Origin of the sequence: Streptomyces iconiensis, assembly GCF_028657195.3 — a bacterium.
In the GTDB taxonomy this organism is placed as follows: domain Bacteria; phylum Actinomycetota; class Actinomycetes; order Streptomycetales; family Streptomycetaceae; genus Streptomyces; species Streptomyces iconiensis.
Genome location: NZ_JANCPR020000040.1, coordinates 60,118 through 84,396 on the forward strand (window position 1 = coordinate 60,118; position 24,279 = coordinate 84,396).

At 69.5% G+C, this 24,279-nt stretch carries 20 protein-coding genes and 1 tRNA gene; 9 read left to right on the forward strand and 12 right to left on the reverse strand.

All coding sequences use genetic code 11. From position 1 onward, the window contains the following. Positions 1-390: 390 nt before the first annotated feature. Positions 391-1,824: an MFS transporter gene (locus NMN56_RS31715; RefSeq protein WP_274046882.1), complete on the forward strand. Its 1,434-nt coding sequence runs from the start codon at positions 391-393 to the stop codon at positions 1,822-1,824. A gap of 481 nt (positions 1,825-2,305) precedes the next feature. Here the strand turns inward: NMN56_RS31715 and NMN56_RS31720 are convergent. From NMN56_RS31720 to galU, 7 genes are all read right to left on the reverse strand, one after another. Continuing rightward, positions 2,306-2,379 (reverse strand) — tRNA-Ala (locus NMN56_RS31720). A 78-nt stretch (positions 2,380-2,457) separates the two neighbouring features. Beyond that, complete coding sequence (gene sepX, locus NMN56_RS31725) at positions 2,458-3,894, reverse strand: divisome protein SepX/GlpR (protein WP_274046880.1); 1,437 nt, start codon at positions 3,892-3,894, stop codon at positions 2,458-2,460. Positions 3,895-4,065: 171 nt separating this feature from the next. Then, positions 4,066-4,689: a GNAT family N-acetyltransferase gene (locus NMN56_RS31730; RefSeq protein WP_274046964.1), complete on the reverse strand. Its 624-nt coding sequence runs from the start codon at positions 4,687-4,689 to the stop codon at positions 4,066-4,068. Then, positions 4,686-5,297, reverse strand: coding sequence for a MogA/MoaB family molybdenum cofactor biosynthesis protein (locus tag NMN56_RS31735; protein WP_274046879.1), 612 nt, complete (start codon positions 5,295-5,297; stop codon positions 4,686-4,688). Before NMN56_RS31735 ends, NMN56_RS31730 begins: the two co-directional genes overlap by 4 nt. Beyond that, positions 5,294-5,803 carry a cyclic pyranopterin monophosphate synthase MoaC gene (gene moaC, locus NMN56_RS31740; RefSeq protein ID WP_274046878.1) on the reverse strand — a complete coding sequence of 170 codons (510 nt, stop codon included), beginning with the start codon at positions 5,801-5,803 and terminating at the stop codon, positions 5,294-5,296. Before moaC ends, NMN56_RS31735 begins: the two co-directional genes overlap by 4 nt. Positions 5,804-5,870: 67 nt before the next feature. Next, on the reverse strand, positions 5,871-7,217 hold the full coding sequence (gene glp / locus NMN56_RS31745; RefSeq protein WP_274046876.1) for a molybdotransferase-like divisome protein Glp: 1,347 nt from the start codon (positions 7,215-7,217) through the stop codon (positions 5,871-5,873). Between the two features lie 3 nt (positions 7,218-7,220). Continuing rightward, a complete protein-coding gene (galU, locus tag NMN56_RS31750; RefSeq protein ID WP_274046875.1) occupies positions 7,221-8,123 on the reverse strand; it encodes a UTP--glucose-1-phosphate uridylyltransferase GalU in 903 nt (300 codons plus the stop codon). 91 nt (positions 8,124-8,214) lie between these two features. Between galU and NMN56_RS31755 the strand changes: the two genes are divergently transcribed. Next, positions 8,215-8,829, forward strand: coding sequence for a 5-formyltetrahydrofolate cyclo-ligase (locus NMN56_RS31755; RefSeq protein WP_274046872.1), 615 nt, complete (start codon positions 8,215-8,217; stop codon positions 8,827-8,829). Positions 8,830-8,974: 145 nt separating this feature from the next. On the opposite strand, the gene NMN56_RS31760 is transcribed toward NMN56_RS31755, so the two are convergent. Then, positions 8,975-11,806 (reverse strand): penicillin acylase family protein, encoded by a 2,832-nt coding sequence (locus NMN56_RS31760; RefSeq protein ID WP_274046871.1) that lies wholly within the window; start codon positions 11,804-11,806, stop codon positions 8,975-8,977. A gap of 450 nt (positions 11,807-12,256) precedes the next feature. Here NMN56_RS31760 and NMN56_RS31765 point away from each other — a divergent pair, with 450 nt between their 5' ends. The 6 genes from NMN56_RS31765 (at position 12,257) to NMN56_RS31790 (ending at position 18,517) form a co-directional block, all read left to right on the forward strand. Next, the gene (locus NMN56_RS31765; RefSeq protein WP_274046963.1) at positions 12,257-13,765 is read left to right on the forward strand and encodes a potassium/proton antiporter; all 1,509 of its coding nucleotides are present in this window, start codon (positions 12,257-12,259) and stop codon (positions 13,763-13,765) included. A gap of 527 nt (positions 13,766-14,292) precedes the next feature. Continuing rightward, positions 14,293-15,633: an MFS transporter gene (locus tag NMN56_RS31770; protein ID WP_274046870.1), complete on the forward strand. Its 1,341-nt coding sequence runs from the start codon at positions 14,293-14,295 to the stop codon at positions 15,631-15,633. A 67-nt stretch (positions 15,634-15,700) separates the two neighbouring features. After that, positions 15,701-16,099 carry an FmdB family zinc ribbon protein gene (locus NMN56_RS31775; protein ID WP_274046869.1) on the forward strand — a complete coding sequence of 133 codons (399 nt, stop codon included), beginning with the start codon at positions 15,701-15,703 and terminating at the stop codon, positions 16,097-16,099. A gap of 55 nt (positions 16,100-16,154) precedes the next feature. Continuing rightward, complete coding sequence (locus tag NMN56_RS31780; RefSeq protein WP_274046868.1) at positions 16,155-16,988, forward strand: S-methyl-5'-thioadenosine phosphorylase; 834 nt, start codon at positions 16,155-16,157, stop codon at positions 16,986-16,988. A gap of 719 nt (positions 16,989-17,707) precedes the next feature. Continuing rightward, complete coding sequence (locus tag NMN56_RS31785; RefSeq protein WP_283742528.1) at positions 17,708-17,851, forward strand: hypothetical protein; 144 nt, start codon at positions 17,708-17,710, stop codon at positions 17,849-17,851. 201 nt (positions 17,852-18,052) lie between these two features. Next, positions 18,053-18,517, forward strand: a complete 465-nt coding sequence (locus NMN56_RS31790; RefSeq protein ID WP_430542761.1) for a large conductance mechanosensitive channel protein MscL — start codon at positions 18,053-18,055, stop codon at positions 18,515-18,517. A 142-nt stretch (positions 18,518-18,659) separates the two neighbouring features. Here the strand turns inward: NMN56_RS31790 and NMN56_RS31795 are convergent, their stop codons facing one another. After that, complete coding sequence (locus NMN56_RS31795) at positions 18,660-18,866, reverse strand: hypothetical protein (protein WP_274046863.1); 207 nt, start codon at positions 18,864-18,866, stop codon at positions 18,660-18,662. Positions 18,867-18,913: 47 nt separating this feature from the next. Between NMN56_RS31795 and NMN56_RS31800 the strand changes: the two genes are divergently transcribed. After that, positions 18,914-20,026, forward strand: a complete 1,113-nt coding sequence (locus NMN56_RS31800; RefSeq protein WP_274046862.1) for a P1 family peptidase — start codon at positions 18,914-18,916, stop codon at positions 20,024-20,026. Positions 20,027-20,190: 164 nt separating this feature from the next. Here the strand turns inward: NMN56_RS31800 and NMN56_RS31805 are convergent, their stop codons facing one another. From NMN56_RS31805 to NMN56_RS31815, 3 genes are all read right to left on the reverse strand, one after another. Beyond that, complete coding sequence (locus tag NMN56_RS31805) at positions 20,191-22,311, reverse strand: PTS fructose transporter subunit IIABC (RefSeq protein WP_274046861.1); 2,121 nt, start codon at positions 22,309-22,311, stop codon at positions 20,191-20,193. Next, positions 22,308-23,276: a 1-phosphofructokinase gene (gene pfkB, locus NMN56_RS31810; protein WP_274046860.1), complete on the reverse strand. Its 969-nt coding sequence runs from the start codon at positions 23,274-23,276 to the stop codon at positions 22,308-22,310. Before pfkB ends, NMN56_RS31805 begins: the two co-directional genes overlap by 4 nt. A 64-nt stretch (positions 23,277-23,340) precedes the next feature. Then, on the reverse strand, positions 23,341-24,102 hold the full coding sequence (locus NMN56_RS31815; protein WP_274046859.1) for a DeoR/GlpR family DNA-binding transcription regulator: 762 nt from the start codon (positions 24,100-24,102) through the stop codon (positions 23,341-23,343). Positions 24,103-24,279: the final 177 nt, after the last annotated feature.

Sequence of the window (24,279 nt, forward strand, 5' to 3'; positions counted from 1 at the left end):
TCCCGCCGCCACGCGCTCACTGACCGCGGTCACCCACCTCCACGCACCTCACAGGCGGCCTGACCCGCACTCTGAGACGGTTGCCCGGCTGCCTCGGCAGCGGTGAGTTACTACCTGTGCGCACCCGCCCCGACTGGAGCGCCACCGGTAGACGTCTTGGGCTGCTCACTGCGGCAGTCCTCGGCATGGGCGTCATGGCCACATGGGCGTTCCGTAGCTACCGGAAGCCGACGAAGGCCGGACATCAAGCACCAAGGGGCGGCCCACGAGAGCGCGCGGCCCATCAGAGCAGCAGCACCCCCACTTAAAGCAAACAATTGGCGTTAAGCCTGAGCGGGCTCTACGCTCCCCTAAAGCAAACACTTTGCTTTTACTTCTCAAGGGAGTCCCATGCCCAGCGCCCCACCAGGCGTGCCCGCACAGCGCATCCGTAGAGCGTCCCGTACGGCCTTCGCGCTCCACGCCTCGGTCCTGATCGCCCTACTCGCCGCATCCAGCGCGCCGACGCCGCTGTACTCCCTCTATCAGGACCAATGGGAGCTTTCCTCGCTCACCGTCACCGTGGTCTTCAGCGCCTATGCCTTGGCGCTCCTCGCATCCCTGCTCACTACTGGCGCGCTTTCCGACCATGTGGGGCGACGTCCCGTCCTGGCAGGCACGCTGACGGTTCAGGCCCTGTCCATGGTCCTGTTCACCCAGGCGGACGGCCCCGGCCTGCTGATCACCGCGCGGATCTTGCAGGGACTGGCCACCGGCGCTGCCACCACAGCAGCCGGCGCGGCCCTGCTCGACCTTGAGGACCCTGCCCGTCCGGGCCGGTCCGCCGTGACCAACAGCATCGCCCCGGTGGCAGGCATGGCCACCGGAGTCCTGGCCGCGACGCTCCTCGTCCGCTTCGCACCCGCCCCCACGCTCACCGTGTACCTGCTACTGGCCGCGCTGTTCGCGCTCCAGGCGATCGCCGTCCTCCGTACCGAAGAAACGGCCCGCAGCCGGCCCGGCGCCTGGCGCTCACTGCGCCCGCACATCACCGTGCCCCCGCCCGCCCGGCGCGCACTGCTACAGGCGGGCACGGGCATCGCCGCCGTCTGGGCACTGGGCGGCTTCTACTCCTCCCTCGGCCCCGCACTCGTCCGTCTTGTCGCTCCCACCGCACCACAGGCGGCCGGCGGAATGCTCTTCTTCACCGTCACCGCCGCAGCGGCGCTCACTGTGTGGGCCCTGCGCGGGACGGCGCCGGCCAGCGCCGCCATGGCCGGATGCTGCGCCGTACTGCCGGCGGCGGCCCTGACACTGACCGGCATACATCTCGGCAACCTGCCCGCCGTGTTCGGCGGAGCGGTCCTGGCAGGCACCGCCTTCGGCGCCGTGTCCCAGGGCGCCGTACGCATGATGCTCGGCCCCGTATCGGAGAAGGACCGGGCCGCGACCCTGGCCACCTACTACGTCCTCAGCTACCTGTCGATGAGCCTTCCCGCCGTCGCCGCGGGCACGGCCACCGAACTGTGCGGACTCCGTACGACAACTCATGCCTACGCGCTCACCACAGCCCTGCTCGCCGTCGCGGCCACAGTGGCACTCATCCCAGCCCTGCGAACGACGGCACACACCGGCGCCGACGCCGACAGCGCAAACACCCCCGCGCTGGCCACAGCAGGCAAGACCAGGACGCATCAGCCCCTCCCAAGGACCGCATCCGGTGAATGGCCCCATCTCGAACCGCCTCTGCACGAGACGGTCGAAGAATGGAACTGCGCCAGGTGGAGTGCTTCGGCGCTCCATGGACGCGATTCTCGACGAGACGGCGTACTGAACAACCTGTAGTCGCGTGATAGTTGAGGACCCAACCGCCGCGACGCGCACGCCACCAAGTCGCTCTCACCGACGCCGGCCATGCCCTGCCGCTCAAGGCTCCCGCCACCCTCGACGCCGCCCGAGACGCGCGTGACACCCTGCACGAGGTCACTGGCGACGTCCGGGTCACCGCTGCGGAGGATGAGGTGGGCCGGCCCGTGCGGGGACAGCGCCAATGGCGCGCCCCGCCGCAGACCGGCAAGCCGCCCCGGACCACCAGATTTTGCTGACCACGCATGACAACGCGAGATGACGGCCTGCCCCGGAATCCCGGGGCAGGCCGTCATGCACGAATTCTGCAAGAACAAGGCGGCACTGCGGCCGACCACACCAGACGGCGCCACCCACCACCCCGAACGAACCCCGGGAACGACGAAGATCCCCGCCGATCACCATGATCGGCGGGGATCTTCGTCAACCGAACCTGAGCCAACTCAAGAACGATTCGCTGTGGACCTGAGGGGATTTGAACCCCTGACCCTCTCGTTGCGAACGAGATGCGCTACCGGACTGCGCCACAGGCCCTTGCGACGTGTGAAACCTTAGCACCGACTTCGGGTCGTGACGAAATCCGTTCCTGCCCTGGTCACAACGGCGCGGGGATCACTCATTGGCCGCGCGGGGGCGGTCCTCGTCCTCGTACTGGTCGAAGAGCGGGGTGCGGCTTCGGTCACGCGTGCGGCGGGGGCGGGCGGCCGGCTGGTCCTCGGGGGCGGGCTCGGGGGCGGCGGGCGCCGGCTGAGTGACGGGGGCCGAGCTGGAGCGGGCCGAGCTCCAGGCGTCCGGGGCCTCCAGGTCTACGTTCCGGTTGGTACGAGGTGCTACTGGGGCGCTCACATAGGTGGGCAGGGGTACGGGGACCGGCTCCCAGCCCTCTCCCTCGGGGTGCTCGCGATCGGGCGCGCGCTGCTGATCGACCCACTCGGCGTGGTCGGTCTGCTCGACAAGGGCACGCCGTTCGGCGGCCTCCTGCTCCTCGGCGCGTGCGCGGGCCTCCTCAGCACGCGCGCGGGCCTCCTGCCGTGCGTCCGGACGCAGTTCACCGCGGGGCTCGCGCTCGTGCGGGCCGCCCGTCCGCGCCTCAGTACCGCCGCCGCGCGCAGGTTCGCGCCCTGCCCTGGGCTCGCGCGTACGGCCCCTGCTCCGGCCCGGCCGGGAGGGCGGGCCCGGGTCGGGAGCCGCATCGGGTGCAGGTGCGTGCACGCGGCCGGTACGGGTGTCACGGGCCGCGCCCGGCCGGGGCCGCCGCTCGTGCAGATTGCGGGCCGCGGCCTCGGCGCGCTGGCGGTCCATGGTGAAGGTGAAGCGGCGGCGTTCCTGGCCGCGCAGGTGGGCGATGTACGCGCTCAGCAGTGCGGCCGGGGCCGCGGGTGCCCACAGGAAGGCGAGGCCGCCCACCGCGGCGACGACCGCGCCGACGCTGAAGGCGAGGAAGAGCATCATCGTGGTGCGGCGGCGCCGTGCAAGCAGCTTGGCGCGCTTGACCTGCTTGGCCCGCTTCGCCTCCAGGACCGCGTTGCCTCCGGCACCCGGGGCGCCGGCCGGGCCGCCCGTTCCGGGCCGGGACTTACGGCCCTGGAGTCCCTCGTGCCCGTGCCCGTCCGGGGACTCCACCGTCCGTGACCGTCCGCGCGGCCCCTCAGCAGCGGGGGCGAGCGCCTCTGTGGGCGCTTCCGAACCGTGCGAGCTGACCATGGTCTTGGGGTCGGCAAAGGCCCGGACGTCCACCGCCGCGCCGGCGTCCGGGTCACTCCGGTACGCGTCATCGCCGTAGCCGCCAGGCTCGCCCTCGGGGCCGGCCCGCGCCGGGAGCGAGGGCGGATCGTCCGCCTCGCGTGCGTCGCGTGCCTCACGCCGCTCCGCGTCCCTCGCGTAACGGCGCTCCATACCGGCCTTGCCGGACAGCAGCCGGATGGCGGTGCTGAAGCGTTCCGTCGGACGGGCTTCGTTCAACTCGTCCTGCCTGCGAAGCCACATCGGCACCAAGTAGGCGGCCCAGGCCCCGACGATGACTGCGTAGATGAGGCCACTGCTGCTCACACTCACACGGTAGAGGGGATTGCATGAGCCCATCTGCCAAATGCGGCGGTGTGTCGCACGATCTGGCTGATCCCTCGAACTTTTTTTGTGATTGCCGAGCTACACAACGCTAAATGTGGCCGTTCAATGGCCGGAGTGGGACCGTTCCGTGTGCAATATCGAACGTTTATTTTATTTCTGGGAAGCGCCCGGACTGGCCCTGTGCCAGCGGGCCAGCAGCCCCTCCGGCACTTCTTCCGTCGTCAGCGCATACACCAGATGGTCGCGCCAAGCACCGTCGATGTGGAGATAGCGCGGCCGTGTCCCTTCTTCCCTGAAGCCGAGTTTCTCCACCACGCGTCTACTGGGTGCGTTCTCCGGCCGGATACATACCTCAATACGGTGAAGACCGACCGAGCGGAAACAGTGGTCGACGGCCAGTGCCACGGCGGTCGGCATGACGCCGCGGCCCGCGACGGCGCGGTCGATCCAGTAACCGATATGGCCGGAACACATCGAGCCCCAGGTGATTCCCGCGACGGTCAGCTGGCCCGCCAAGCGTCCCTCGTGTTCCACGACGAACGGCAGCATCCTGCCCGCCTGCGCCTCTCCCCGTAGGTGGCGGACCATCTGCCGGTAGGTCGGGCGGCGCGGAGGCAGGTGCCCGGGCGGGGCAGGCGGAACCGTGGCCTCCCAGGGGCGCAGCCAGTCACGGTTGCGCTGGTTGACCTCACGCCAGGCACGCTGGTCACGCAGTCTTATCGGGCGGAGGGCCGTGGGGCCGTCCACCAGCCGGGCAGGCCACGGAGCGTTCAGCGGGGGTCGTCCCCTCTGGGTTCGCCGGGCCCCTCGGGAGCGCCGGGCTCCGCGAAGGCGCTGGGCTTCTGGGCGGTGCCGGGCTCGGCCGGGTGGTCGCCGCCGTGGATCTGGTCGACGGCGTGCGTCAACAGTCGCCCGAGTACGGCCAGTCCGTCCCTGACGCCTCCTGTGGAGCCCGGCAGGTTGACGATGAGGGTCCGGCCCGCGACGCCCGCCGTACCGCGCGAGAGGGCCGCTGTGGGGACTTTGGCAAGGCCCTCTGCCCGGATGGCCTCGGGGATGCCGGGGATCTCGTGGTCGAGGACGCGCCGGGTCATCTCCGGAGTGCGGTCGGTGGGCGAGATGCCCGTACCTCCGGTGGTGAGAACGACCGCGTATCCGGCGTCCACGGCCGCGCGCAGCGCCTCCTCCACGGGCTCGCCGTCGGGAACCACGGTCGGGCCCTCGGCCGCGAAGCCCATGTCGCTCAGGGCTTGGACGAGGAGGGGGCCGCCCTTGTCCTCGTAGACGCCTGCGGAGGCGCGGTTCGACGCCGTGACGGCGAGCGCGCGGTAGGGACGGCGCTGAGGTGGTGTGTGACGGTGCTCGGAGTGCTGACCGCTCATGAGCCCTCCCGCTCCGTCCGGCGCTCCCGCGCCCAGTCCCCGGATTTTCCTCCGGTCTTCTCTTCCACACGTACGTCCGTGATGACCGCGGACTTGTCGACGGCCTTCACCATGTCGATGACCGTCAGCGCGGCGACCGTAACGGCCGTAAGGGCTTCCATTTCCACGCCCGTACGGTCCGTCGTCTTCACCCGGGCCGCGATCTCCACGGCGTCGTCGGCGACCGAGAGGTCGACCTTCACGCCGGAGACCGCGAGGGGGTGGCACAGGGGGATGAGTTCGGGCGTCTTCTTGGCGCCCATGATTCCGGCGATTCGGGCCGTCGAAAGCGCGTCCCCCTTGGGCACGCCTTCTCCCCGGAGCAGTGCGACGACATGGGGCGAGACCAGCACGCGCCCTGTGGCGCGCGCTGTTCTGGCTGTGACGTCCTTCGCCGAGACGTCGACCATCCGGGCAGCGCCGGACGCGTCGACGTGCGTGAGGTGCTGCTGTGGAGCGCTGGTCATGGTTCTCCCGGTCCCTGTGCTGTGCCCAGACACGGTACCGGCAGCGGCAAGGGGACGCCGGAGCACGTCAGTCCAGCGGTACGACCGTCACTTCTTCACCGGGTGCGATCTCGCTGGTCTTCTCCGGAATGTCGATCAGCGCGTTGGCCTGGGCGAGCGCGGCGATGAGGTGGGAGCTGGCGCCGCCTACAGGACGAACGGTTCCAGGGGTGTCGCTCTTCTCGGGTGGCGTGTAGTAACCACGCAGGAATTGGCGCTTCCCTTCGGGTGAGGACAGTGCGGAGTCGCTCTCCAGCCGGGCGGGCACGGCCTTGCGGCGGGCCGGATCGTGTCCCATGAGGGCACGCAGAGCTGGGCTGACGAACAATTCGAAGGACACGTAGGCGCTCACCGGGTTGCCCGGGAGGGTGAGGATCGGGGTGCGCTCGGGGCCGATGAGTCCGAACCCCTGGGGCTTCCCCGGTTGCATGGCCAGACGGCGGAACTCGACGCCGTCACGCGCCCCGTCCGTCTCCTGGTCGCCATGGGCGTCCCTGCCGCTGAAGGTATCCACGCGGGAGAGCGCTTCCTTGACCACGTCGTACGCACCGACGCTGACGCCGCCACTGGTGACGACGAGGTCGGCACGGATGAGTTGGTCCTCGATGGTGGCGCGCAGGCCCTCCGCGTCGTCGGCTACGGCGCCCACCCGGTAGGCGATGGCGCCGGCGTCCCGCGCCGCGGCGGTCAGCACGAAGCTGTTGGAGTCGTGGATCTGGCCGGGGCCCAACGGCTCACCGGGCGGCACGAGTTCGCTGCCTGTGGACAGTACGACCACGCGGGGGCGCGGGCGGACCGTGACCGAGCCCCGTCCGATGGCGGCCAGCAGACCGATCTGAGGCGGGCCGAGGACCGTGCCGGCGGTGAGGGCGACGGTGCCCGGCTGTACGTCGCTCCCCTGGGCGCGCACATGCTGCCGCGCGGTGACGGGCCGGTGGACGCGGACCTCGCCGAGGGCGCCCACCAAGGAGGTGCTGCGTGCGGGCATCGAGTCCGCCGGGCCGCCGCCCGTACCGCCGTCGGTCCACTCGACAGGGACGACGGCTTCAGCACCGGGCGGCAGCGGGGCGCCCGTCATGATGCGCGCTGTCTGGCCGCCGGCGACGGTCGGCAGGTCGTCGCTGCCCGCAGCGACATCACCGATGACGGTGAGCACGGCCGGGAACTCCTCGCTCGCGCCCTCGACATCGGCGATCCGGACGGCGTACCCGTCCATGGAGCTGTTGTCGAACGGTGGAAGCGCACCGGGCACGATGACGTCCTCAACGAGGACGCACCCCTGTGCATCGAGGAGTTTCAGCTCGATGGGCTCCATAGGACGGATGCTGCGGAGGATGTCCTCCAGATGCTCATCGACCGACCAGGTCTTGCTCAAGGCTTACATCTCCTCGGTGACGTAACTGCGCAGCCAGTCCCGGAAGTCCGGGCCCAGGTCCTCACGTTCGCACGCGAGCCTGACGATGGCACGCAGATAGTCCGCGCGGTCACCGGTGTCGTAGCGCCGTCCGCCGAAGACCACGCCGTGCACGGGGCCACCGAGCGACTCGTCGGAGGCGAGGGCCTGGAGAGCGTCGGTGAGCTGGATCTCGCCGCCGCGGCCGGGCTGGGTCTTGCCCAGGACCTCGAAGACGGCGGGGTCGAGGACGTAGCGGCCGATGATGGCGAGGTTGCTGGGCGCCTCGGCGGGGGACGGCTTCTCCACGAGGTCGGAGACGCGGACGACGTCCGAGTCGGTGGTGGCGCTCGCGGCGGCGGCACCGTACAGGTGGATGCTGGCCGGATCGACCTCCATCAGGGCGATCACACTGCCGCCGTACTGTTCCTGGACCTCGATCATGCGCGCCAGTAGCGGGTCGCGCGGGTCGATGAGGTCGTCGCCGAGAAGTACGGCGAAGGGCTGGTCGCCGACGTGCGGTTCGGCGCACAGCACGGCGTGGCCGAGACCGCGCGGGTCGCCCTGGCGCACGTAGTGCATGGTGGCGAGGTCGCTGGACTCCTCGACGCGGGCGAGCTTGGTGGCATCGCCCTTGTCACGCAGGACCTGCTCCAGCTCGTAGTTGCGGTCGAAGTGGTCCTCAAGGGGGCGCTTGTTGCGGCCTGTGACCATGAGGACGTCGGAAAGGCCGGCTGTCACGGCCTCCTCGACCACATACTGGATCGCGGGCTTGTCGACAACCGGAAGCATCTCTTTCGGCGTCGCCTTGGTAGCGGGCAGGAAACGTGTGCCCAGGCCCGCCGCCGGGATGACAGCCTTGCTGATCCGAGTATGGGTAGTAGTCATGTCCCGCACCATAACCGCTGACTTGATGCGGAAGATAAGCATCCAGCGGGTTTGTTGCCATATGCGGACATGGAAGGGGTTTGAGCATTACATGCGCGAGACGAAGGCCGTTGACCAGCGTAGTAAGTGGGAGTTGCGGCGCGATGTCCTCGCGGTGAGGGCACGGTTGAGCCCGAACGACCTCCTGGCGCACGCGCAGGCGCTCACGCGGCGTGTCCTGGAACTGCCCGAGCTGACGAGCGCCACGTCGGTCGCGGCGTACGTCTCCGTCGGCACCGAGCCGGGGACCGGCCCGCTACTGGACGCGCTGCGCCACCGCGGGGTGCACCTCCTGCTGCCCGTGCTCCGGCCGGACAACGACCTGGACTGGGCCGAGTACGAGGGCTCTCACGCGCTCGCCCCCGCGGGACGGGGTCTACTGGAGCCTTCCGGGGCGAGGCTCGGCCCGGACGCGGTGACCCAGGCGGACGCGGTGCTGCTTCCCGGCCTGGCCGTTGACGCGCGCGGACTGCGGCTGGGCCGGGGCGCCGGCTGTTACGACCGTGTGCTGACCCGGCTGGCCACTGCGCGGAGGGAACCGGCCCGCGCTGTGCTCCTGTACGACACCGAACTGGTCGAGCGGGTACCGAGCGAGGAGCACGACCGCGCGGTGGGCCTGGCGGTGACACCGGGCGCCGTGCACCGCTTCGGCGCGGAGGAGAGCTGAACCTGCCGACCCCCGGGTGATCCGGTCGCCCCGAGCGGCCCTCGGTCCGGGCCGCCGCCCCGGCGCCCGGGCGGTCCTCCTTGAGGAACACCGCCCGGCGCGAACCGGGTGCCGGGCTCCGTGCCGGGAGCGTGGAGGTGACCGCTCAGGGGGTGAGGGCCATCTCGTCGTCCGTGGCCTTGTTGACGGCCTTCGCGCTGAAAGGCCAGTCCAGCAGTTCGCCCTTTGCCCACTTGTCGGTCTGGTCCGTGTAGTGCGAGTGGTAGGCGTGCCCCGAGGCTCCGGTGAGGTTGATCCACCGTGAGTCGTCCATGTCGTTGAGGTCGACGACCATCCGCATCGAGGGCACCCAGGTGACGTCGTAGCCGCCCGCCGCGTTCCAGCCGGTGGCGTTGACGGCCGCCTCACCGCCGCCGAGATCCCAGGGGCCCCGGTTGAGGAGCCACTGCATGAATCCGGGACCCGAGGTGCCGATGGTCTGGTTCTTCAGCATCAGGCGGTGCAGCCTGCCCCAGCTCCAGGTGTTGATGTCCTTGCCAAGCTTGGAGGTCAGCTCCCAGCGCGCGTCCTTCATGGCGTGCCGCAGCAACTCGTCGCGGTTCTGGTCGCCGTCACGGCGCGAGGTGCCCCGGGTCTTCCACCACTCGTTGTCGGGCTGCTTGAGGAGCTTGCGTACCACCTCGAACCACCGGTCGCCGCCGTCCGGTTGCGCGGCGTCGGGCTTGCGCTCACCGCACTCCCGTACCAGCCGGGCGTTGCCGTCGAGGTCGTCCAGGGGGCCGGAGTCGTCGGACGGCGCCACATTCAGACAGTCGCCCTCCACCCGCAGTTCCTTGGGGAGCTTGTTCCCGAAGGCCAGCTTGAGGAGGTTGCGCCAGACCGCGTTGAAGTACGCGGCAGGCGCCGAATCGGAGTCCTGCGTGTAGTCCCAGCCCTCCAGCAGCTTCTGCGCCTCGCGGACGTACTTGTCGTCGACCTCGATCTTCAGCAGATACGGCACCAGCAGCTTGGCGATCTCGCTGCTGTTGTCCATCTGCATCGTCTCCATGTCCCCCATGGAGATCTTGCCGCCGTCCTTGATCTTCGACTGGATGAGGTCGTTGATCCGCTGGCTGCGCGCTCCGTAGCCCCAGTCGTCCGTCAGCAGGTACGGGTACTTCTTCTTGTCGACGACAGCCTGGTTCGCGGTCACGATGTAGCCGCGTGAGGGGTTGTACTCCCAGGGAAGGGAGCGCTGGGGGATGTAGCCCTTCCAGCGGTAGCGCGGGTCCCAGCCGGGCGCCGGGTAACGGCCGTCGCCCTTGCCGCGCACGGGGATCCGGCCCGGGGCCTGGTAGCCGATGTTGCCCTTGGTGTCGGCGTAGATCAGGTTCTGTGAGGGGACGGCGAAGTCGCCGGCCGCCTTGCGGAACTCCTTGAAGTTGGACGCCTTGTTGAGCCTGAAGACGGCGTCCATGGTCTGTGAGGGCTCCAGTGCGGTCCAGCGGAGCGAGACGGCGTAGCCGTCTCCTCTGTCGGGTGCCACGTTGCGCACGGGTGCCTCGTCGCCGACCTTGCGCAGTTCCTTGTCACGGTCGGAGACGATCGGCCCGTTGTTGGTCTCGCGCACCGTGATCTTGCGGTCCTTGCCGTCCGCGACCTTGATGGTCTCCTCGCGAGTGCGGTACGGCACCTGTTTGCCGTCGTACAAGTAGTGACCGTCCTTGACCTTCTCCATGTAGAGGTCGGTCACGTCGGCACCGAGGTTGGTCATGCCCCAGGAGATGTCCTGGTTGTGGCCGATGACCACTCCTGGCATGCCGGAGAAGGTGAACCCTGAGACGTCGTACGGACAGGAGGCGTCGACCGTGCGGCAGTGCAGGCCCATCTGGTACCAGACGGAGGGCAGTTGCGGCGCGAGATGCGGGTCGTTCGCGAGCAGAGGCTTGCCGGTGGTCGTGTACTTGCCGGACACCACCCACGAGTTGGAGCCGATGCCGGTGCCGTTCGGACCGAGCAGCCCAGGGACCTTGTCGAGCTTCTTGGTGACCCTGCCGAGCTGGGTGCTGGCCCCCTGAGCGGCCTCACCGGCGGTCTGAGCGTCCATTCCGCCCCCCGATGCTCCAGGAGTCCCCCCGGCGCCTCCCGCGCCGTCAGCGGCCCCAGTGCCGCCCTCGCCCGAACCCGTCCCTCCCGCACCAGGCCCCGTGGTGCCGGAGGCGCCCCGCGAACCGGTCTTCCCCGAGCTGCTCTTCGGGTCGAAGTCCTTGGTGGCGGGGTCGACGGAACCACCGTCGACGATCGGCTTGTTCCGGTCGTACGGGTAGCTGGGGTACAGCTCCTCGATCTGCTTCTCGGTCAGGCGGCTCGTCATCAGCGCCCGGTCGATCTCGTCCGTCATGTTGCCGCGCAGATCCCAGGCCATGGCCTTGAGCCAGGCGACGGAGTCGACGGGGGTCCAGGGTTCGGGCTCGTAGTCGTTGCCGCCCAGATCGAGCGCCGCGTACTCCACGGAGGCCGAGGAACCCTTGTGGTCCTTGAGGTAGGCGTTGACCCCTGCCGAGTACGACTTGAGGAACTCCCTGGTCTTGCTGGGGAGTTTGGCGTACTCCTTCTTGGCCACCTCCCGCCAGCCGAGCGTACGGAGGAACGCGTCGGTCTCCACCTGGCTCTCGCCGAACATCTCCGAGAGCCGGCCAGAGGTCATGTGGCGGCGTACGTCCATCTCCCAGAAGCGGTCCTGCGCCTGCACGTAGCCCTGCGCGAGGAAGAGGTCCTCCGCCTTGTCGGCGTAGATCTGCGGGATGCCGCTCCCGTCGCGTTTGACGCTCACCGGCGCCGCCAGGCCCTTGAGTTTGAGGGAACCGGTCGTCTGCGGGAAGGAGTCGCGAACGGTGCCGACGCTCCAGTACGTGCCACCCCCGAGGCCCGCCACGAGCAGCAGCACGACTGCGAACACGATCAGACGGGCGCGTCGCGAGGTCTTCTTGGCGGGCATCGCTGTCCTTCGAGGGGCAGGGTGAACCTTGGGCTTCGTGGCCGGACGGGATCGGTCCGTACGGAAGCAACCATAGGACGACCGCCCGCGCACCCGGACAGCGAGTCACCAACTGCGGATCTCCAGGGGCGCACATCCGGGATCTCCAGCGTGCGCACATTCAAGCGATGGTAAATTGTTAGGTACCCAAACGAATTAGCGGTCGGCGTCGGCCGCCCGGAAGCCGTAGGCAGCTTCACAGGCAGGGCGTTAAGGAACCGTTAGGAAGCCATCAGGAGGCCGTCAAGGTAGCCCGCAGAACACGCCGCACCGACGCGCGATCGGCCATCAGCAAGCCTCGCCGACGCGCACGCCACCGAGGCCCACACCCGAGTCGGCACAGGCAATTCGCAAACCAGCACAGCCCCGTGCACACCAAGGAGAGAAGCCCCCGGGAGAGAGGACCGCGTCCTGTCCGTCGACAGCCTCAACCAACTACTGCTCTTCAGCGCCCTCGTCCTGCTCACCGCCGTCGCCGCTGTGCGCCTCTCCTCGCGCACAGGGCTGCCCAGCCTGCTCATCTACCTCGGCATAGGCATCGCCATAGGCCAGGACGGCATCGGGTTCGAATTCAGCAATGCCGAGCTGACCCAAGTCCTCGGATACGCCGCCCTGGTGGTGATCCTCTCGGAGGGCGGACTTAGTACTAAATGGCGCGATATCCGCCCCGCCGTTCCTGCCGCGGCCGTACTGTCGACCGTCGGTGTCGCCGTGAGCGTCGCGGTCACCGCGCTCGCCGCGCACTACTTGGTGGGCCTCAACTGGCAGGCGGCACTGCTCATGGGCGCCGTGGTCTCCTCCACGGACGCCGCAGCCGTCTTCTCCGTCCTGCGCAGGGTGCCGCTGCCACGGCGCCTCACCGGTGTACTGGAGGCCGAGTCGGGGTTCAACGACGCACCCGTTGTCATCCTGGTCGTCACCTTCTCCTCGCTCACCGACCTGCACTCACCCTGGTACTTCCTGGTCGGCGAGATCGTCATGGAACTCGCGATCGGCCTCGTCGTCGGCCTGGTCGTGGGCAAACTTGGAGAGCTGGGAATGCGCCGTGTGGCGCTCCCCGCCTCCGGTCTCTATCCGATCGCCGTGCTGGCGCTGTGTGTTCTGGCGTACGCGGGAGGCGCACTGGCGCACGGCTCGGGCTTCCTGGCGGTGTACGTCGCCGCGCTGGTCCTCGGCAACGGAAAGCTGCCCCACCGCCCCGCCGTGCGCGGCTTCGCCGACGGCATGGCGTGGGTGGCGCAGATCGGCCTCTTCGTCCTGCTCGGCCTGCTCGTCACGCCGCACGAGCTGTGGAACGACTTCTGGCCCGCCGTCGTGATCGGGCTGGCGCTCACCCTGGTCGCCCGGCCGCTGGCCGTCCTGCTCTGCCTGCAGCCGTTCCGGCTGCCATGGCAGGACAAGGCGCTGCTGTCATGGGCCGGGCTGCGCGGCGCGGTACCCATCGTGCTGGCGACCATCCCCATGGTCGCCGACGTCGACGGCAGTCAGCGGATCTTCAACATCGTCTTCGTGCTCGTCGTCGTCTTCACACTCGTCCAGGGGCCGACGCTCCCCTGGCTCGCCCGGAAGCTGCGGCTGAACGATTCGGACGAGGCCGAGGACATCGACATCGAATCGGCACCCCTGGAACGGCTGCGCGGACACCTCTTGTCGGTCTCCATCCCGGATTCCTCCAGGATGCACGGCGTGGAGGTCACCGAGCTGCGCCTGCCGACGGGCGCTGCCGTGACCCTCGTCGTCCGGTCCGGCACCAGCTTCGTGCCCCTGCCCTCGACCGTGCTGCGACGCGGAGACGAACTCCTCGTCGTCGCGACCGACCAGGTCCGCGACGCCGTGGAACGGCGTCTGCTCGCGGTCAGCCGAGGCGGCAAGCTCGCCGGCTGGCTGGGCGGACGAGGAAGCACGGCGCTGCGCAAGTAGTCGCGCACTTCGGCGCTGCGCAAGTAATTGTGCCGCTGCGGAGCTGCGCAAGTAGTCGTGCACGGCGGAACTACGCCAATAGCAGCGTTGCAGTGCGCGGCGGGAGGCAGTGCGGTGGGGCGCGGTCCGCAAGTAGCGTTGCGGTGCGCGGCTATTGCGCGGGCAGAGGGCTGGCGGCGCGAGCAAAGGATCTGGGCACCAGTAGGAGGCAGGGCGAGCGGAGGCCGCCTCGCTCTCCCGGCTCCGGTCTTCCGTGTGTGCCGCCGCCTCCCGCGTGGCCGAAAGGCTCCGTACCGCGAAGACGTCCGGCGGCGGGCTTCAGGAAGCTCGGTCCGGGCCGGTACCCTCCTACTGAAAAGACTTACCCAACTCTGTCTGATGCAGAGCTGGCGCGACCGCTCGGCGGCCACGGTCCGGATTGCCCCACCCCGCACTGGACCGGGTATCTACCCCGGTCTTGCGCGAGAGGACAGCTCTCGGCGCGTCACACAGTGACATGCGCCACCAGGCGGCAGAAAGGCCCGGCCGTGGCACCCCCGGCCACCAAGAACGACGACCAGCGCCGCGCACGGCGCTCCCAGGACCGTCCCGGATACGGACAACTTCTGCGCACAGAAGGTGCGTGGTCCTTCCTCATCCCCGGATTCCTGGCCCGACAGCCGTTCGCGATGCTCACGATCAGCATCGTGCTCCTCGTCGAACACACCACCGGCTCCTTCGGGCTCGCGGGTGCCGTCTCGGCGACGGCGGGCATCGCCATGGCGCTGATCGCGCCCCAGAGCGGCAAGCTCGCCGACCGGTTCGGCCAAGGAGCGGTACTCGTCCCGCAGGTGTTCCTGCACGGACTGACGATCGCGGCGCTCATCACTGTGGCACTACTGGACGCGCCCTTGTGGGCGCTGTTCGTCGCGGCCGTCCCCGCCGGTGCAACGGCGCCGCAGATCAGCCCCATGGTGCGCTCCCGCTGGGCCGCGCGCCTGGACGGGTCACCGCTGATGAACACGGCAGCGGCCTTCGAGTCCGTGACGGACGAGTTCACGTTCGTCGTGGGCCCCGTGCTGGCGACAGCGCTGTGCACCGGTGTGCATCCGGCGGCAGGGCTGGTCGCGGAGGCCGCGGTCTCCTTGGTGGGCGGACTCGTCTTCGCGGCGCAGCGCCGTACACAGCCCGTTTCGAGCCGCCGGCGAGCAGCGGAGACGGACGCCGACGGAGTCACGGCGGAGACGGAGGTTCGCGCCTCCGCGCTGTCGGTGCCTGGCGCGCGTGTGCTCATCGCAGCCGTACTCGGCATCGGCATGGTCTTCGGTGGCATGCAGGTGTCGCTGACCGCGTTCACCGAGTCCATCGGTCAGCCGGGCCTCAACGGTGTGATGTACGGGGTCTTCGCTGCGGGCAACATGCTCGCGGCCGTCGCCGTGGGCACCATCCGCTGGAAGCGCGGTCCCCAGGTACGGCTGCTCACCGGCTACGTGGCTCTCGTGCTCGCTGCCGCGCTGCTGGCGGTCGCGGCCCAGTTGGGTCCGTGGACGGTGCTGCTGGGCGCGCTCGGCATGCTGACCGGGCTGTGCGTCGCGCCGTGCATGATCACCTGCTTCACGCTGATCGAGACACTGGTCCCGTCGAGTGCCCGCACCGAGGCGTTCACCTGGCTGACCGGCGCCATCGCACTCGGGCAGGCTGCCGGTTCCACAGTGGCGGGCCAGCTTGCCGACCGTATGGGAGCAGGCGCCGGTTTCCTCGCTCCTGTGGTCGGCACCGGGCTGGCGCTCCTGGTCCTGCTGACCTTCAGGCGTGCCCTCGACCGTCCCCACAACGGGCGAGTCGCGGCACGTGGGCTGAGTCACCGCAGCACCGTCGCGGTGGACTGAGACGCAGGAATACTGCACTATGGAGCGTCGTTAGCACTCAACGAGTGAGAGTGCCAGGAGGAAGAACGTGCCGACCTACCAGTACCAGTGCACCGCGTGCGATGAAGCCCTCGAAGTGGTGCAGAAGTTCACGGACGATTCGCTGACCGTGTGCCCCAACTGCGAGGGACACCTGAAGAAGGTGTTCTCGGCCGTCGGCATCGTCTTCAAGGGGTCCGGCTTCTACCGCAACGACAGCCGTAGTTCTTCGTCGAGCAGCAGTGCCGCGACGTCCTCCTCGTCCGACTCGTCGTCCTCGAACGGTGACAGCGGATCGAAGACCTCCGAGTCGTCGACCTCTTCGGACTCCTCCTCGTCCTCCTCCGGATCTTCCTCGTCCGAGTCGAAGTCCTCCGGCAAGAGCGACAGCAAGGGTGACGGCAAGAGCGGAGCCAAGAGCTCCTCGAAGGCGAGCACTTCCGCCTGACCCGCGCGGATCCACCCCCTGCCGCCGCTTCACCGAGCGCCCTTAGGGTGACTGGATGAGCGAACAGGCAGAGATCGGCGTCATCGGCGGGTCCGGCTTCTATTCCTTCCTCGACGATGTGTCGGAGATCACGGTCGAGACGCCCTACGGTCCGCCCAGCGATTCCCTGTTCGTTGGCGAGACCGGAGGGCGCCGGGTCGCCTTCCTCCCCCGGCACGGCCGCGGCCATCATCTGCCGCCGCACCGCATCAACTACCGCGCCAATCTGTGGGCACTGCGCTCCGTGGGTGTGCGTCAGATCCTTGCGCCGTGCGCCGTGGGCGGCCTCCAGCCGAAGTACGGTCCGGGCACCCTTGTGGTCCCGGATCAGCTCGTTGACCGTACGAAGTCGCGGGCGCAGACCTACTTCGACGGCGAAGAGCTCGGCGGAAACCGCCCCAGCATCATTCACGTGACCTTCGCTGATCCCTACTGCGAGACGGGGCGGCGGGCATCGGTGCGGGCGGCGCGCGACCACGGTTGGGAGCCGGTCGACGGCGGCACAATGTGCGTGATCGAGGGCCCCCGTTTCTCCACTCGAGCCGAGTCACGCTGGCACGCGGCGCAGGGCTGGGCCGTCGTCGGCATGACCGGGCACCCCGAGGCGGTTCTCGCCCGCGAGCTGGAGCTGTGCTATTCGTCGCTCGCCCTGGTCACGGACCTTGACGCGGGCGCGGAGACGGGCGAGGGCGTCTCCCACGAGGAGGTGCTGCGGGTCTTCGGCGAGAATCTCGACCGTCTGCGAGGCGTCCTCTTCGACGCCGTCGCCAACCTGCCGACGAACGGCGAACGCAAGTGCCCTTGCGGCAGCTCGCTGGGTGGCCAGGAGCCCGGGATCGTACTGCCGTAGGCGGCGGGACCGGTCGGGGCCGTGCCTGAACTGGACTGCGCGAGAACCAGGCAGCAGGCAGCAGGCAGCAGGCAGCAGGCAGCAGGCAGCAGGCAGCAGGCAGCAGGCAGCAGGCAGCAGGCAGTGTGAGGATGCCGGTGTTTCTGGGTTCAGGTAACGCCTGCGGGTGACGGAGTTATCCACAACCACCGGTTCGTCCACAGAAATTGGCCGGTCCCGGCAGGATTCCGGGAAACAGTGCACCTTAGCCACAGAAGGCCGTGACCAGGCGGTACTTCACTCGTGTTGGCTTGGTGGTGAGCGCAGTGTCCCTGTCCCGATCCCGGAATGCCTTTCCATCTCGTGCTTCGGTCTGCGCACCTCTGCCGGAGTTCACGCCCGTACGGGCCGGGCGGGGCCCGCGCCGTCTGCGGCGGCTCGCGCTCGGGCGGCGGAGGGTGCTGAGTGTGGGGCTCGCGGTCTGTGCCGCGGGGTTCGCCGCCACCGTTTCCGGCAGGGATTCTTCCTCGTACGCGGACGAGGCCGAGCGGGACGCCGGCAGGAGGGCGGGCGCTGAGAGATCCGTCACTTCCCGGGCAGGTGCCTCCGAGATCGTCTCGGCACCCGTACGTATCGCCGATGGCGCAACGGTCCGTCTGCTGCGCCCCGGAGACCGTATCGATCTGGTGGCGAGCAAAACGAAGAACGGTTCGGCTCGGATTGTTGCCAGAAGTGTCCGAGTGGCTCAAGTGCCGAAGTCCGGCGACACTGTCTCGGGCGATGGAGCCGATGGAGCGCTGATCGTGGTCGCCGTGCCCCGCCTGACGGCGACGGCACTCACCGAGGCCGCCGCGGAATCCCGGCTGGCGGTGACGCTGTGCTGAATTCCCGCCGTTCTCGCCGGTCCCCCGACCCCTGCCCGCCGGGTTGTGCCTGTCACTCGCGCCTGCCCGGCAGTCAGTGCTCCGTCCTCCTTCGGTCCGCAGTCAGCATCCTGAGGTCCTGGAAGAGGCAGTTCGTTGAGCACCGAAACAACCACCGAGAGCGAGAAGGCTGGACTCCTGTCAGGGTTCAAGGAGTTCCTGATGCGGGGCAACGTGGTCGAACTGGCCGTTGCCGTCGTGGTAGGAACCGCCTTCAGCAAAATCGTCGACTCCGTCGTCAAGGGGTTCATCAATCCGCTCGTGGGTGCGATCGGCACACAGGACCTGGACAAGTACAGCTCCTGCCTCAGGGGACCCTGCGAGATCGGCGCGGACGGCACGATCAACGAGGGAGTGCCGCTCAACTGGGGGCCGGTCCTCAGCGCCTCGCTGACCTTCCTGATCACGGCGGCGGTCGTCTACTTCCTGATGATCCTGCCCATGAACAAGTACAAGGAGCGTCAGGCGGCCAAGGCCGGCCCTGCCGAGGTGCCCAAGACGGAGATCGAGCTGCTCACGGAGATCCGGGACGCTCTGGTCACACGCCAAACGGACGGCGACGGCGAGCCCGTTCCGGACGCTTCCGTGGCGCCGCAGCGCAGCGGTGGAGCGAGCATCGAGAAGTAGCGCGCCGCAGGGCTGCCGGCCTATGGGCCCGTGCGATCCGGTGCGCGGGCAGGGTTCGGACTCGTCTGCGTCAGGTGGCCCGAGGGCTTCGGCTTCCGGCGGGCTCCGGTCCGCCCGTACTGCGGGCGATGCCCCGGCGCATTCAGATGTGGTGCGGCGGCTTCTCGTCGAGGAAGCGGGCCAGGTCAGCGTCCCCTCCCCCGGAACCGGTGCGTGCGCCCTCGCCCCACCCGCGGTCGGTGTCGTCCGAGGACTGGCGGCCCAGCGGGTCGTCGAAGACCAGCGCGGACACGGAGTCGTGTCGCGGCGGCTGTTCCTGCCCGGAGGGTGACTGCGGTTCGGCGCTCATGGCTCAAGCGTACGACTGCGGTGGACGCCCCCTGGTATCCATGGGCCATGGATACACACGACGCTCAGGAGGCCCGCCTCTCGCGGGACGCGCTGACGGATGTGCCCGGCCTGCGTGTGGGTCACGCGCAGCGGACCGGGGACGGTTGGCTGACAGGGACAACGGTGGTGCTGGCTCCGGAGGGCGGGGCCGTCGCGGGAGTGGACGCGCGGGGCGGGGCCCCGGGCACGCGCGAGACGGACGCGCTGGATCCGCGGAACGTGGTGGAGCGGATCCACGCCGTCGTACTCAGCGGCGGCAGCGCCTTCGGGCTCGACGCCGCCTCCGGCACGATGGGCTGGCTGGAGGAGCAGGGCCGCGGCGTCCCGGTAGGACCCGACCCCTCCCAGGTGGTGCCGGTCGTCCCGGCCGCGGTGATCTTCGATCTGGGACGTGGCGGCAGTTGGCAGGCCCGCCCGGACGCGGCGCTGGGCAGGGAGGCCACGGAAGCCGCCGCGCGGACCGAGGAGGGCGCCCCCGTGACGGAGGGCTGTGTCGGTGCGGGGACAGGAGCGGTCGTCGGCGGCCTCAAGGGCGGAATCGGCACGGCGAGCAAGCGGCTGCCTTCCGGGGTCGTCGTAGGCGTCCTGGTCGCGCTCAACGCAGCGGGTTCCGCGACGGACCCCGCTACGGGAGCCCTCTACGGCGAACTGGCCGGAGGACGTCCGCGCATCCCCTCGGAGGACGAACACGCCGAGGCGGAGATGCTCCTGGCCGAGGCCCGCGAGGAGACCGGCAGACGTACGGCAGGGTCGCTGCGCCCGGCCCTCAACACGACGCTCGCCGTGGTGGCGACCGACGCTGCGCTCAGCAAGCCACAGGCGCAGCGTCTGGCGGGCAGCGCCCACGACGGGTTGGCACGCGCGGTGCGTCCGATCCATCTGATGCACGACGGCGACGCGGTCTTCAGCCTCTCCACCGGGGAACGCCCCCTGGACGCGGCGGAGTTCAACGACGTGCTGGCAGCCGGTGCGGACGTGGTGACCAGGGCGGTGGTGAAGGCGGTGCGCGCGGCGGAGGGTGTGGACGGACCTGGCGGGGTCTTCCCCTCGTACCGGGACCTCTACGGCGACGGGGAACCGCTTCAGGGGCCGCGCGACGAGGACTTCCCCGAAGGCTGAGCCTGCGCTTCGGGCCTTGGGTACGGGCCCGGGCTACGCAGGCAGGGCGGAAGTCGGCACGTTGGGCAGGGCAGTTGGGAGCGCTCTGCCGCACGTCAGCATGTGCACCGCGGCTGGCGACGACCCGCCGGACGGGGCCGCCGCCAGGGGCGACATGCTGCGGTTCAGGCGGAGACGGGGACGGGCGCGGCTTCCGTCTCCCCGGCAGCTGCCGCTTCCTGCCCGGCCGTCCTGCGCGAACGGGCGCCCTTGAGGAGGATGGTGACCCCTGCCGTGACGACCGTTCCGGCTGCGACGGCGACAACGTAGAGCAGCGGCGAGCCGATCAGCGGGACCACGAAGAAGCCGCCGTGCGGGGCCCGCAGTGTGCTGCCGAAGGACATGGCCAGGGCGCCGGTGACCGCGCCGCCGGCCATGGAAGCGGGGATGACCCGCAGGGGGTCGGCCGCGGCGAACGGGATGGCGCCCTCGGTGATGAAGGACGCGCCGAGCACCCAGGCGGCCTTGCCGTTCTCCTGCTCGGTCTTGGTGAAGAGCCGGCCGCGCACAGCGGTGGCCAGGGCCATGCCGAGAGGCGGCACCATGCCGGCACCCATGGCGGCGGCCATGACCATCAGGCTGCCGTTGCCGGGGTCGGCGCTGGCGATGCCTCCGGTGGCGAAGGCGTAGGCGACCTTGTTGACAGGTCCACCAAGGTCGAAGCACATCATCAGGCCGATGAGCAGTCCCAAGAGCACGGCGTTGGTACCTGTGAGGCCACCGAGCCAGTCGGTCATGGCCTTCTGTGCGGTGGCGATGGGATTGCCGATCACCACGAACATCAGCGTTCCGACGATCGCCGAGGAGATCAGCGGGATCACGACGACCGGCATGATGCCGCGCAGCACCGACGGGATGCTGACCTTCTGGATCGCCATCACGACCGCGCCGGCGAGCAGACCCGCGGCCAGACCGCCGAGGAAGCCGGCGTCGATCTGCACGGCGATGGCGCCGCCGACGAAGCCGGGCACGAGACCGGGCCTGTCGGCCATGCCGTAGGCGATGTACCCGGCGAGGACGGGCACGAGGAAGCTGAAGGCGAGCCCGCCGACCTGGTTGAGAAGCGCGGCCCAGCTGTGGGCCTCGGTCCACACGAAGTGGTCGGCGACGGACTTGGCCTCGGTGATCTCGTAACCACCGATGGCGAACGAGAGCGCAATCAGCAGGCCGCCTGCGGCGACGAAGGGCACCATGTAGCTGACGCCCGTCATGAGCCAAGCCCGCAGCCGGGTGCCGAAACTGTCGCCTCTGTCCGCCGCGCTGTCCATGGGAGCGGAACCGGTGGCCACAGGGCTGATCTCGCCCCGCTCTGCCTTGGCCCGGGCTTCGTTGATGAGTTCGATGGGGCGGTTGATGGCGGCCTTCACGCCGACATCGACGGTGGGCTTCCCCGCGAAGCGTTCCTTCTCCCTGACCTCGACGTCATGGGCGAAGATCACGGCGTCGGCGGCGGCGATCACAGCGGGCTCAAGCCGTTCGAACCCGGCGGAACCCTGCGTCTCCACGGTGACCTCGGTCCCGGTCCCGCTCTCCCCCGCCGCCCGTTCCAGCGATTCGGCTGCCATGTAGGTGTGGGCGATGCCGGTGGGGCACGAGGTGACGGCGACGATCCGGAAGGGGACGGAAGGTCCCGCATCCGACGTCTCGTCGGGTTGCTGGGGCGCTTCCTCCGGCGATGCGCCCGTCGCATGCGGCGAGGGCTCCGTCGTTCTGGCTGCCGGGGTCCGGTCCGCCTTCGTGGGTGCGGGGGCCTGGTCAGCCGCCCGCGGGTCCGCACCGGTAACAGGCGAAGTGCCAGCGGGCGGGGCGTCACCGCGTATGAGCGCTGCCGCGTGTTCCGGGTCCGTTGCCGAGCGGAGCGCCGTGGTGAAGTCCGGGTCGGCCAGGTGGCGGGCGAGCGAGGACAGGATGCTGAGGTGGTCGCTGTCGGCCCCGTCCGGGGCGGCGATCAGGAAGACGAGGTCGGCGGGGCCGTCGGCCGCTCCGAAGTCGATGGCTTCCGGGGCCCGTCCGAAGGCCAGCGTGGGTTCGGTGACGTGGGCGCTGCGGCAGTGGGGGATGCCGATGCCGCCTTCGAGTCCGGTCGGCATCTGGGCCTCGCGGGCTGCCACGTCGGTGAGGAACGCGTCGAGGTCGGTGACGCGGCCCAGGGAAGCCATGCGCTCGGCGAGCGAGCGCGCGGCGGCGTCCTTGGTAGCTGCGGACAGATCGAGATCGACCAGCTCCGCGGTGATCAACTGGCTCATCGAACGGCTCCGTTGACGTTGTGGGACAGGGGAAGGTCCATCGGGACGTCGGTGGTGAGGCTGACCTTGTCCAAGCTCAGGTCGCCGGGGGCCGGCATCTGGCTTCCTGGCAGTTGGACGGCGGCGGCGCCGTGCGCGACGGCCGACACCAGTGCCTTGGCGCGGGCTCCGCCCTCTGCCAGGAACCCCGCGAGCGAGGCGTCTCCGGCGCCTACATCGCTGCGGACGGCGGCGACGGGGGCGGTGGCGAAGTAGGTACCAGTGGCGTCGACGAGCAACTGCCCGATGGCACCAAGGCTGGCCAGCACAGCTCCCGCCCCCGCCTCCCGTACCTGTTCGGCTGCCTTGACGGCGTCGCCGACGGTGGCGAGCGGACGGCCGACGACTTCAGCGAGTTCGTCGGCGTTCGGCTTGACCACATCGGGCCGCGCCGCGAGCGCCGCGGCGAGTGCGGGGCCGGAGCTGTCGAGGGCGACACGGACGCCGGAGGCGCGTGCACGGGTGACGAGGGCGGCATACCAGTCGTCGGCGAGGCCACGTGGAAGGCTGCCGCAGCAGACGAGCCAGGACGCATGGCGTTCGACGGCCTCCGCTGCGACGGTGTCCAGAAGTGCCTGTGACTCATCGGCACCGATATGGGGGCCGGCCGCATTGATCTTGGTGAGGGCTCCGTCGGGTTCCGCCAACGAGACGTTGACGCGGGTCGATCCCTGAATGGGCACCCCCGCCACAGCGATACCGAGATCACCAAGGAGGTGGGAGAGCAGGGCACCCTCCGGGCCGCCCAGAGGCAGCACCGCGACCGTGCGGTGACCGGCCGAGGCCACGGCGCGGGAGACGTTGACGCCCTTGCCACCGGGGTCGACCCGATCGGTGCCGGCACGCAGGACGGTGCCCCGGGTGAGGGCCGGGATCTCGTAGGTGCGGTCGAGGCTGGGATTGGGAGTGACGGTGAGGACGGTCATGCGGGTGTTCCAGTCGGTTCCGGCGACACGGGGCCACGCAGGCGGCAGAGGGCGGAGTGAGGCTTCAGACGCGCTTGACGTGGGTGCCCTCACCTTCGATGGCTCGGGCGTCTTCCGGGCTCAGGCCGGTGTCGGTGATGAGGAGGTCGACGTGTGAAAGGTCGCCGAAGCGGGCGAAGTGCTCCTGCCCGGCTTTGGTGGAGTCCGCGAGAAGCACCACGCGGCGAGCGGCTGCCATGACGGTGCGTTTGACGGCGGCTTCGGCGAGATCGGGGGTGGTGAGTCCTCCCTCGACGGAGAAACCGTTCGTGGCGAGAAAGAGGACGCCGGCGTTGATCTCGCCGTAGGCCCGCAGGGCCCAGGCATCGACGGCGGCCCGGGTGCGGTTCCGTACGCGTCCGCCGACGATGTGCAGCTCGATGCCGGGGTGATCCGCGAGACGGGCCGCCGTGGGCAGCGCGTGGGTGACGACCGTCAGCGAGGCGTCCACCGGGATGGCCGCTGCGAGCCGGGCTGTGGTCGATCCGGCATCGAGGACGACGCTGCCGTCGGCCGGCAGTTCCTCGACGGCCGCCTGTCCGATGCGTTGCTTCTGATCAGCGAAGGCGGACTCGCGGGCCGCCAAGTCGGGCTCGAAGTCGAGCTGCCCCGCTGGGATGGCTCCGCCGTGCACGCGACGGACCATGCCGGCCCGGTCGAGCGCCTTCAGATCGCGGCGCACCGTCTCGGCGGTCACGTCGAACTGGGTGGCCAGGGAGAGAACGTCCACCCTGCCGTTCTCTCTCGCGAGACGAAGGATGGCCTGCTGACGCTCTGGTGCGTACATGTGGTTTCAGGTCCGTTCTGTGCCCACTCTTGTGACTTATCGGTGAGGCTACGGGCAGCGGCACGCGAAGTAAACATGTTCGGGCATTGAGGCGGGCATGGACGGGACGTGAGAGAGCCAGCCATGAGCCGGGCTCGGCGCTGGGGAACGGGCGGCGAGGTGCAGGGCTGGAGGTGG

What these genes read in the sequence shown, in the direction of transcription:
- NMN56_RS31715 (WP_274046882.1), top strand. Translation starts at nt 391, where the DNA reads ATGCCCAGCGCCCCACCAGGCGTGCCCGCACAGCGCATCCGTAGAGCG.
- NMN56_RS31735 (WP_274046879.1), bottom strand. Translation starts at nt 5,297, where the DNA reads ATGAGCGGTCAGCACTCCGAGCACCGTCACACACCACCTCAGCGCCGT.
- moaC (WP_274046878.1), bottom strand. Translation starts at nt 5,803, where the DNA reads ATGACCAGCGCTCCACAGCAGCACCTCACGCACGTCGACGCGTCCGGC.
- galU (WP_274046875.1), bottom strand. Translation starts at nt 8,123, where the DNA reads ATGACTACTACCCATACTCGGATCAGCAAGGCTGTCATCCCGGCGGCG.
- NMN56_RS31755 (WP_274046872.1), top strand. Translation starts at nt 8,215, where the DNA reads ATGCGCGAGACGAAGGCCGTTGACCAGCGTAGTAAGTGGGAGTTGCGG.
- NMN56_RS31760 (WP_274046871.1), bottom strand. Translation starts at nt 11,806, where the DNA reads ATGCCCGCCAAGAAGACCTCGCGACGCGCCCGTCTGATCGTGTTCGCA.
- NMN56_RS31780 (WP_274046868.1), top strand. Translation starts at nt 16,155, where the DNA reads ATGAGCGAACAGGCAGAGATCGGCGTCATCGGCGGGTCCGGCTTCTAT.
- NMN56_RS31790 (WP_430542761.1), top strand. Translation starts at nt 18,053, where the DNA reads ATGCGGGGCAACGTGGTCGAACTGGCCGTTGCCGTCGTGGTAGGAACC.
- NMN56_RS31795 (WP_274046863.1), bottom strand. Translation starts at nt 18,866, where the DNA reads ATGAGCGCCGAACCGCAGTCACCCTCCGGGCAGGAACAGCCGCCGCGA.
- NMN56_RS31800 (WP_274046862.1), top strand. Translation starts at nt 18,914, where the DNA reads ATGGATACACACGACGCTCAGGAGGCCCGCCTCTCGCGGGACGCGCTG.
- NMN56_RS31805 (WP_274046861.1), bottom strand. Translation starts at nt 22,311, where the DNA reads ATGAGCCAGTTGATCACCGCGGAGCTGGTCGATCTCGATCTGTCCGCA.
- pfkB (WP_274046860.1), bottom strand. Translation starts at nt 23,276, where the DNA reads ATGACCGTCCTCACCGTCACTCCCAATCCCAGCCTCGACCGCACCTAC.
- NMN56_RS31815 (WP_274046859.1), bottom strand. Translation starts at nt 24,102, where the DNA reads ATGTACGCACCAGAGCGTCAGCAGGCCATCCTTCGTCTCGCGAGAGAG.